The following is a 9,161-nucleotide window of genomic DNA, read 5'->3' as shown; positions in this document are numbered from 1 at the left end:
GGCACCCCGGCGGTGACGTGCAGGTCCGACGCCTTCCGCTGGATCATGTCCTCGAGCAACTGCTTCAGAGTGATCACGGGGTTACCGGCTCCTTCCGGTGCGGGTTCGCGCTTCCGTCCTAGACATTGTCGACCGCCGTTTCCTTGAGCACTTCCTCCGCCGTGGTCATGCCGCGGCGGAGCTTCGACAAGCCGTCCATGCGCAGCGTCCGCATCCCCTCGGACATCGCCTGCTTCTTGATCGCCGAGGCCGGGGCGCGGTCGAGCACCATGTCGCGCAGCGTCGGGGTCATCGTCATCACCTCGTAGACGCCCTGGCGGCCCTTGTAGCCCGTGTTGTTGCAGTCGACGCAGCCCTCCCCCTCCATCCAGGCGAAGGCCGCGCCGTCCTCGGCGGAGAAGCCGAGCTCGCGCAGGACCTCGGGATGGGGCTCGACCTCGCGCTTGCAGCTCGCACAGGGCCGGCGCACCAGGCGCTGGGCGAGGACCAGGTTCACCGACGAGGCGACGAGGAACGGCTCGATCCCCATGTCGATGAGGCGGCCGATCGCCGACGCGGCGTCATTGGTGTGGAGCGTGGAGAGCACGAGGTGGCCCGTGAGCGCCGCCTTGGTGGCGATCGCCCCGGTGTCGATGTCGCGGATCTCGCCGACCATGATGATGTTCGGGTCCTGGCGCAGGAACGCCTTGAGCGCCGCGGCGAAGGACAAACCGACCTCGTCGTTGACGAGGACCTGGTTGATGCCGTCGAGGTTGTACTCGACCGGGTCCTCGGCGGTCATGACGTTGACTTCGGGGGTGTTGATCCGGGACAGCGCGGAGTAGAGCGTGGTCGTCTTGCCCGATCCGGTCGGGCCGGTGACCAGGACCATGCCGTACGGATTGGCGACCGCGGCGGTGAACTCCGTGAACGAGCGCGGCTCGAACCCGAGCTTGCCGAGATCGATGTTGAGATTGCTCTTGTCGAGAATGCGCATCACGATCTTCTCGCCGAAGATCGTGGGCAGGCTCGAGACGCGCAGGTCGATGGTGCGGTTGAGCACCTTGATCTTGATGCGGCCGTCCTGCGGGACACGACGCTCCGCGATGTCGAGCTCGGCCATGATCTTGAGACGGGAGATGATCGCGGCCTTGAACTTGAAAGGAGGCGCCATCATTTCCTGCAACACGCCGTCGATGCGGAAGCGCACCCGCATCTGCTTCTCATAGGGCTCGATGTGGATGTCGGAAGCCCCTTTGCGCACCGCGTCGCTGATCAATGAGTTGACCAGCTTGACGATCGGCGCCTCTTCGGCCGCCGAGAGCGCCTCGTCGGTCGGAACCTCCTCCTCCTCGACGACCGACAGGTCCTCTTCCATCCCTTTCATGACGTCGGCCATCGTCCCCGCCGAGTCGTAGGCACGGTCGATGGCGCGCTTGAGCGAAGCGTCGGTGGCGACGCGTGGCTCGATCTCGTAGCCGGTGATGAACTTGATATCGTCGATCGCGAAGATGTTGCTGGGATTCACCATCGCGACCACCAGGCGCCGGCCGACGCGTGACACCGGCAACGCCAGGAACTTGGTGGCGACGTCGCCGGGAATCAGTCGCGTGAGCTGGGGGTCGGGCTCGAAGTTCCGGAGATCGATCGAGGGGGCGCGGAAGTTCTGCGACAGAAACTCGAGCAGAGCTTCCTCGGAGATCGCTCCGGTCTTGACCAGATTCGAGACCACGCTGCCGCCGGAGTTCTTCGATTGAAGCTGGGCCTTCTGGAGCCCGGCGGCATCGATGAGCTGGGCATCCAGCAACAATTGTCCGATGTCTTCCTGCATCCCGTCCCCGTCTGTCGGGTGGCGCTGCCGAGTTCGGCGCCCCGATCCTGCGCAAGATGGCGGTTACCCGGAGCCCGCAAGCGGGCCCGGGCGCCAATGTCCAGGTGTGGGTGTGCTTCGCGTGGGGTTATCGGGTCGAGTGCTCTGCGGCTGAAGCGGAATCTGCACGGCCGTCACCAGACCGCGGTGCGGAATGCATGGCCTCGCGCTCACGCGCGGCGCGGATCCGCGGCCGGATGCGCTCGAGGAGACGCGGCCCGACTCCGCGGACGCGGAGCAGATCCTCGGCGGTGTCGTAGCGTCCGATCTGCTTCCGCGTCTCGACGATCCGCCGAGCCAGAACCGGACCGATACCCGGGAGCGCCTCGAGCTCAGGAGCGCCGGCCTGGTTGAGATCGAGCCGGACTGGAGCGAGGCTCATGGGCTCGGCGGGCGGCTCGCCCGGCGAAGGCGCCGGCAGCGATGACTCCGGCGGATGAACCCTTGCCGGGCCATGCTCCATCTCAGCCCGCATGCGCCGCGCGACCCAGGCATCGTGTCCAGCCCCGAGCAGCAGCAGCAACACGAGAACACTGGCTCCGCGGCGCTCGGCCTCCGTCAGCCATTGCAGCATCGGAGCTTCCGGCGGGGGCGAGCGTCAGGCGACGAAGGTTGCGTCCCCCGATTCGGTGCGCGGCCTCTTCAATTATAGAAACGCCAGGAGATCGCGATCCGGAACGTGTCGCCTTCTCCCTCCCCTTCCTGGCCCGTCAGCGGAACCAGCCAGGGGAGCGTCCGCACCTTGTCCTCCAGGTTCCGGTAGCGCAGCGTGACGGTGACATCCGCCAGCGACGTCGCCACCGCGAAACCATACGTCCAGTCTCCCGGAATCCACGCGCCCCCCGGCTCGAGGCTTGCCCTGCCAGCCATGCCGGCGACGTCGCCTCGCACCCGCACCCGCAAGTCCCCCTGGAACGAGCTGAACCCGGTCTCCAGCATGGCGCGGCCCCCGCGGCGCGGATCGACGGTGGCCTGCGGCGCGTCATCGTCGCGGAACAGCGAGAACCCCTCGACGTGCGCCAGCCACGCGCGCCACCTCCAGTCGGCACTCGCCGTCGCGAGCCCGAAATCGAACGGGTCGGGATCGCGCAGGTACCCGTCGCGCAGCCACAGCTCGTCGAAGGGAAAGCGGCTGAGCAGCGCGCGATCCAGCGTGCGGCCCATCATCCATCCCGCGGAGACACCCCCATGCGGGTCGCGCCAGGCCACCTCGGCGCCGCCTTTCCACGTGGTCTGGAGGAAAGACTCGACGCCCGGAGCCAGATCGCTCCAGATCGGCGCCACGATGCGCTCCGCATGGATCGCCGCGAGCCAGGCCCGCCCGCCGAGCTCCACGCGCGCCGACGGCGCCCATGTCGTGCCGCCGTCGTCGTGCTTTCCCACGCCCAGCGATGACTCGATTCGCGCCGGTCCGCGGCGTCCTTCGCCGCGCGCGGCGACCCACAACGAGGTCGCGGTCCACGGCACCTCGCCTCCGGGAGTCGTCACTCGCGTCACCCACTCGTCGCGCCATTCGAGCCGCAGCCCGAGCGCGTTTCCGGTTCTCGACCAGTCGGCCACCGCGTGCCGCTGATGGGCGTCGCGGCGCGAGAACGGGATCACGCCGCCGAAGCTCTCGTGATGCGCGTAACCGCGCCCGACCTCGAGCCCAACCTGCGAGCCTCGCAGTCCGTATCCGTAGCGCACGCTTCCACCGGCGCCGGTCGCCGACTGCGACTCCCCCGTCACCATCTCGGCAGCCGAGCCGGCCTGCGCCAGGCCTCCGCTCAGGTGGTGTCGTCCGCGCACCCACGAGCCCGAGAACGCGTAGTGGTGACGGCCGGCCGGTCCGAGATCGCCGAGGCCGCCTCGTCTCCATCCCACCGTCCCGAGTCGCCACCACAAGGCGCTGTCCCCGCTGGCCACCGACAGGCTGTTGCCGTCGAGCGCGTCGCTGCCGCCTTCCAGCGTGAAGTCGGCGAAGGCGCGCTTGCCGACCCGCGCGTCGGCGGGCAGCAGGCGATGATGGCGGACTTTGGTGAACGCGCCGCGGAATCCGTCCCACCCCGAAACGCCACCGGACTGGGCGCTCAGCGAATCCAGCCAGCCGAGCGGCGAGTGCACGGTCATGATCCCGGGGTATGGACCGAGCTCGGACAGACCCGGATCGTCGATCGCCCATCCGCCGCGCACGTGCCCGGCGAGAATCCACGGATAGGCCACGCCCGAAGCCATGTCGGGCATGAAGCCGGCTCGTCCTGGCTCGGCCCACCACGACGGCGCATCGGGCACGCCCTGGTCCACCAGATCATCGCGATCCATCGGCGGCGGCGTCTGCGCGAGCGCCGGGCCCGGGATCAGCAGAGCCGCGAGGATCAGGCTTCGAGTCGTTCGGCGTAGCGCGCCAGCACCGCCGCGAGCGGTGTCCCGATCACGGCGAACAGCGCCACATTGAAACCGATGTGCCATAGCGAAAAGGGAATCCCCGCGAGGAGCACGAGTCGCATCTGTCCGAACTGGAGGCCGGTGGCGACGTTGGTCATCAGGTCGTAGATCGCGGTGATCACCACCGCGATGATCGCGAGCGCGACGGCACGCCGAGGGGCCGGCCATCCCGCCCCCCCGGCACGAGCGAACGCGGCGCCCGCGGCCCCGGCCAGCGACATGCCCAGGACCTGGGCGAGCATCACCAGCGGTGGGGCCGGACCGTAAGGATTGAGGAGCGTGAAGAGCAGCATGGTCAGGCCGCCCACGAGCACGCCGTCGCGCAGTCCGAGCAGCACGCCGGACCCGAACGCCACCAGCGTGAGCAATTCGAGATTGGGGATCGATTCCGCGTAGGCGCCGGTGAGTCCGAGCGCGACCAGCAGCGCCGCGTAGGCCAGGCGCCGTGACGAGTACGGACGGGAGGTGATGGAAGGAGATCTCCGCAGGGGCGGTGGACGCACCCGGATGACGCGGTCGCTCTAGGCACGAGCGACGGCTGATGAAAATAGCCGCGGCCTCACTGCCGAGTCAACGCATGGGCCTAGCCCGCGACGCCCGCGCTCTGCTTGAGCCGCAACAGGACGCCGTAAGGCACCCGGACCTCGCCGAGATCGCTGCCTTGCGGATGGCCATGGAAGTCCGAGCCTCCGCTCTCGAGCAGCGACAAGCGCTCCGCCAGCGCCCGGTATCGGCGGCTGGTGGCGGGCGAGTGATGCGGGTGCCACACCTCGATGCCGCGCAGTCCGGAGGCGGCGAGCCGCTCCACCACCGCGTCGCTCAGGCTCGCGCCGGGATGGGCGAGCACGCTGAGTCCGTTCGCGCCGTGAATGAGCGCGATGGCGTCCTGTGGTCGAAACGCCGGGCGCGGCACGAATGCCGACCCGTGCGCGCCGAGGTAACGACGGAACGCCTCGTCCAGACCGCCGACGACACCGGCGCGCACCATCACGGCCGCGACATGCGGGCGTCCCACCACCCCCGGACCTGCCGAGGAGAGCACCTCCTCGACGTCGAGGCGCACGCCGACCTCGGTGAGTCGCTCGACGATGCGTCGCGCGCGATCGCGGCGCTCGGCCTGGAAACTCAACAGTCGCTCGCGCAGGGGGCCGTGCTCGGGATCGATGTAGTAGCCCAGGATGTGGAGGTCCTGGCCGTCGAGCGCGCTCGAGATCTCGACCCCGGGCACGACTTCGATTCGCCCGTGAGCCGCCGCCTGCGCGCGTTCCATGCCTTCGACCGAATCGTGATCGGTGATGGCGACCGCCGCGAGCTGACGCTGGACCGCGCGCTCCACCAGAGCTTCGGGAGTGAGCAGACCATCGCTGAAGATGGTGTGGGTGTGAAGGTCCACCCGCCGGCCGCCCTGCGCGGGGGCCGGCCGCCGCATCACTCGCTCCCCAGCGCCTTGCGGAGATCTCGCAGCTTGGGCGCGACGTCGTGATAGTTGGGCTGCACGGCGAAGACCTGCTCGAGCTCCGCCAGGGCCTCTCGGGGACGGCCCGCGGCTTCGTGGGCCAGACCGAGCAGGTAGCGCAAGCCGAGAGTGCCTTCGACATCGAGCCCGGGGTGCTCCAGTCCCGCGGCCAGCTCGGCGGCGGCTTCGTCGAAACGGCCCTGGTCGAGCAGGCAGCGGCCCAGCATCTCGGTGGCCCGATGCGCGAGTCCCGGATGAGCGACCGCCATCCGGAACGATTCGACCGCGTGGTCCAGCAGACCCATCTCTCGGTACGCCATGGCCAGATCGTAATGCCCCTGGGCGTCTCCGGAAAGCTGGGCTTCGATCCCGCGCTGGAACTCCGACAGCAGCGCGCCGAGATCGAAGGTGACCGCCTCGCTCCGTCCGACCGCGAGCTCCACCCGATCGCTCGTGGTCTCGGCGGGCGGCGGCGGCGCCTGCATGACGACCGGCTCCGGCGGGGCCACCGGCATCGGTGGCGACAGCGGGGGCGGCGCCGCGGCGACCGGCGCCGCTTCGAGAGCGGGCGGGCCTGTCTCGACCGCGTCGGTCGACACCAGCTGGGGAGGACCGACGCCGTCCTTCATCGCCTCCAGGCGCTGGAGCCTGCGCTGAGCGAGCGTGTTGTTCTCGTCGAGATTGCGGGCACGGTCGAACCAGAGCTGAGCCGAATCCACGTTGCCCTGCTGGATGGCGCGATCGCCGAGCTCGCACGCGACCGTCGCCGCTTCACGCTTGTCGTCGCGACGCTCACAGTTGGCGAGCCAGAGCTCGAGCACGGCTGGCGGCGTGGTCGGGTTCTTGCCGAGGCTCCGGTAGATGGTGCCCGCGTTGTCGTGACGTCCCACCGCTTCGTAGGCCTGCGCCGCGTCCATCAGGAGTCGCGACGCCTCGTCCGACTCGCCATTGCGCAGCTTCTCCTGCGCCTTCTGGAGCATGCCTTCGATCTCGACCGCGGAGAGGATCCTGGACTTCTTCGGGTCGTCGCCCTGGCCATTGAAGGCGCCGGCCGGACTGCCGAAGCGCTCGATCTCATCACCGGCCCCATCGCCTTCAGGGCGAAGCGAGGGCAGCAGGGGCGGACCGGGCGTGCCTGAATCGTCGTCGTCGTCGACCACGGCAGCGGCCGCGGCGGAGTCGGGGCTTTGGCCGGATCCGATCATGGCCTGCACTTCGAACTCGCGCACCGATCCCGCCTTGAGATCCTCCGCGCGCCGCTTGAGCGCCACCGCCACGTCGGGATGACCGCGCTTCTGGTGCTGGAAGGCCGCTTCCGCCAGCGCCAGCGCCGCGCCGTTCTTGTCGTCGGCGAGCACCAGCACTTCGGCGATGCGCTCGAGCAAGCCGAGCTCGTCGGGCGAAGTCTCGTATGCGCGCCGCAGCGCGGCGGCGGCTTCGGTCGGGCGCTGGGCGCGCACGAGGTGCTCGGCGAATTGCTGGTGGTAGAGCGCGGCCTCGGTGGACAGCCCGTCGAGCGAGTGGAGATGGGCGAGCCGCTCGAGCACCTGCGAGGGCGAGAGCCCGAGGCGCATCATCTTCTTGCAGACGGCGATCGCGTTCTTGAACAGGCCGGTCTTCTCGTACGCGTCGGCCGCGGCGAGATAGCGCTGGACCGCGCCCTGCTGGTCGCCGCGCTTGAATTGCAGGTCGGCGAGGAGGACGAAGTTGTACGGGTCGCAGTCCGGTAGGACGACGAGCTTCTCGTACTCGGCCATCGCGCTGTCCAGATCACCGCTCTGGATCGCGCGCTGTGCTCGTCGTTTGATCTCGAGTGCCTTGTCCAAGTTGGCTGTTCTCCGGGACCGGCCTCGCCAGCACGGATGTTGATCGAGGCCGGTAGGCGGTACCCGATCCCTAGGGTGCTTCGAGCTTGGAGCTCACGGCGCCACGACACTCGTCGGCCGCCCTCCGGAGAGCGGCAGCGAGACGGCGCAAGTCAGTCTCCACTCCGTTCTTATCGGCCCCCTCCATCAAGGACTTCAGGTTGATCTGAACGTTGAGCAGAGCCCCTTCGCCGGCGGCATGGGCGAGAAGCCCCGCCACCCCGGCGTCGGTGACTGCCTGAGGGTTCCCGAGCCGGGCGGCCTCGGTGGCCAGCTCGACGACCTCGAGGCATGCCTCGGCCGTCTGCAGGGGGACGAGAGTCGCCCCGAGGTTGGCCTGCGCCAAGGCCTTGGACCGGGAGTCCGCCTCCTCCTCCGTGCTCTGGGGCAGGCGTCCCGCCCGCAGCACCGCGTCGAACGCCTCGCTGTCGGTCCGGGCCAGGCCTATCAGCGTTCGCCGAGCCCGCTCGGCCCGGCCGCGGAGGTCCCGCATCGCGCCTTCATGGGCCGCGTACTTCTTCTTTCCGATGGTGAGGTTCGCGACCATGGTCGCCAGCGCGGACGCCAGCGCGCCGGTGAAGGCGGCCACGGTTCCGCCCCCGGGAGTCGGCGTGGCCGCGGCGACCTGATCGAAGAACGTGGCCACGACGACGCTCTCCGAGACCGGCGGCTGCTTGAGCCGCAGCTCCAGCACCTGGTCGCGGCGGAAGCTCTCGAGCTGCAGCGCGTGCTCGGCGGCATCCAGCATCGCGGCCTCGGGGATCAGTCCGACCACCTCACAGCCCGAGATGGCGGCGCCGTGTCGCGCGGCTTCGTCGCGCACCAGGGCGAGCACGCGATGGATGGGCGTCGCCTCGGTGTTCACGAGGTTCATGCTCACCTGCGCGCGTCGACCGCCCTCGATGGAGAACCCCAGCGCGCGCACGTGCTTGAGCCCGCCGCTCTGCTCCCGGATCGACTTGGCGATGGCCTTCGCCACCCGCACGTCCGGCGTGTTGAGATTGGCGTTGAACGCCACCAGGAAACGCCGCGCGCCGACCGCGGTGGCGCCCGCCGTCGGGTGGATCTGCTGCGGGCCGAAGTCCGGTGAGCGCGCCGGATCCTTGCCGATCAGGTCGCGCAGCCCTTCGAACTCGCCACGGCGCACGTCGGCCAGGCTCACGCGCTCGGGCCGCGATGCGGCCGCCTCGTAGAGGAAGACCGGGATTCCCAGCTCGTCGCCGATCCTCTTCCCCACGGCTCGCGCGAGCCCCGCGCATTCGTCGAGCGTCATGCCCTCGACCGGCACGAACGGCAGCACGTCGGTGGCGCCCATGCGCGGGTGCTCGCCGCGATGCTTCGTGAGGTCGATGACCTCGGCGGCCTTTCTCACCGCCTGGAACGCGGCCTCCATCACCGGCTCGGGCTCGCCGGCGAAGGTCAGGACGGAGCGATGATGATCCGCGTCCATCTCGTGGTCGAGCAGCACCGCGCCTTTGACCGCGGCGATCGCCTGGATCAGCGCTTCGACCACCTCGCGCCGGCGGCCTTCCGAGAAGTTGGGAACGCACTCGACGAGTCGTGCCAT

At 69.3% G+C, this 9,161-nt stretch carries 7 protein-coding genes; all 7 read right to left on the bottom strand.

Translation table 11 applies throughout. The annotated features are described in order from the left end of the window. Positions 1–118: 118 nt before the first annotated feature. Positions 119–1,810 (bottom strand): type IV-A pilus assembly ATPase PilB, encoded by a 1,692-nt coding sequence (gene pilB, locus VFQ05_11460; GenBank protein ID HET9327384.1) that lies wholly within the window; start codon positions 1,808–1,810, stop codon positions 119–121. Positions 1,811–1,937: 127 nt separating this feature from the next. Next, positions 1,938–2,423 (bottom strand): helix-hairpin-helix domain-containing protein, encoded by a 486-nt coding sequence (locus VFQ05_11455; GenBank protein ID HET9327383.1) that lies wholly within the window; start codon positions 2,421–2,423, stop codon positions 1,938–1,940. A 68-nt stretch (positions 2,424–2,491) separates the two neighbouring features. Then, a complete protein-coding gene (locus VFQ05_11450; GenBank protein HET9327382.1) occupies positions 2,492–4,150 on the bottom strand; it encodes a hypothetical protein in 1,659 nt (552 codons plus the stop codon). A gap of 53 nt (positions 4,151–4,203) precedes the next feature. Next, positions 4,204–4,776 (bottom strand): hypothetical protein, encoded by a 573-nt coding sequence (locus VFQ05_11445; GenBank protein ID HET9327381.1) that lies wholly within the window; start codon positions 4,774–4,776, stop codon positions 4,204–4,206. A gap of 80 nt (positions 4,777–4,856) precedes the next feature. Beyond that, positions 4,857–5,702 carry a PHP domain-containing protein gene (locus VFQ05_11440; GenBank protein ID HET9327380.1) on the bottom strand — a complete coding sequence of 282 codons (846 nt, stop codon included), beginning with the start codon at positions 5,700–5,702 and terminating at the stop codon, positions 4,857–4,859. Beyond that, positions 5,702–7,555 carry a tetratricopeptide repeat protein gene (locus tag VFQ05_11435; protein ID HET9327379.1) on the bottom strand — a complete coding sequence of 618 codons (1,854 nt, stop codon included), beginning with the start codon at positions 7,553–7,555 and terminating at the stop codon, positions 5,702–5,704. The genes VFQ05_11440 and VFQ05_11435 overlap by 1 nt, the downstream gene beginning before the upstream one ends. 70 nt (positions 7,556–7,625) lie before the next feature. Continuing rightward, on the bottom strand, positions 7,626–9,161 hold the full coding sequence (gene ftcD, locus VFQ05_11430) for a glutamate formimidoyltransferase (protein ID HET9327378.1): 1,536 nt from the start codon (positions 9,159–9,161) through the stop codon (positions 7,626–7,628).

The organism is Candidatus Eisenbacteria bacterium (genome assembly GCA_035712145.1).
Taxonomy (GTDB): Bacteria; Eisenbacteria; RBG-16-71-46; order RBG-16-71-46; family RBG-16-71-46; genus DASTBI01.
This window is presented reverse-complemented; position numbering and strand designations above follow the sequence as displayed.

Excerpts from the sequence above, each read along its gene's own strand:
- pilB (HET9327384.1), bottom strand. The coding sequence starts at position 1,810 with ATGCAGGAAGACATCGGACAATTGTTGCTGGATGCCCAGCTCATCGAT.
- VFQ05_11455 (HET9327383.1), bottom strand. The coding sequence starts at position 2,423 with ATGCTGCAATGGCTGACGGAGGCCGAGCGCCGCGGAGCCAGTGTTCTC.
- VFQ05_11450 (HET9327382.1), bottom strand. The coding sequence starts at position 4,150 with ATGGATCGCGATGATCTGGTGGACCAGGGCGTGCCCGATGCGCCGTCG.
- VFQ05_11440 (HET9327380.1), bottom strand. The coding sequence starts at position 5,702 with ATGCGGCGGCCGGCCCCCGCGCAGGGCGGCCGGCGGGTGGACCTTCAC.
- ftcD (HET9327378.1), bottom strand. The coding sequence starts at position 9,161 with ATGGCACGACTCGTCGAGTGCGTTCCCAACTTCTCGGAAGGCCGCCGG.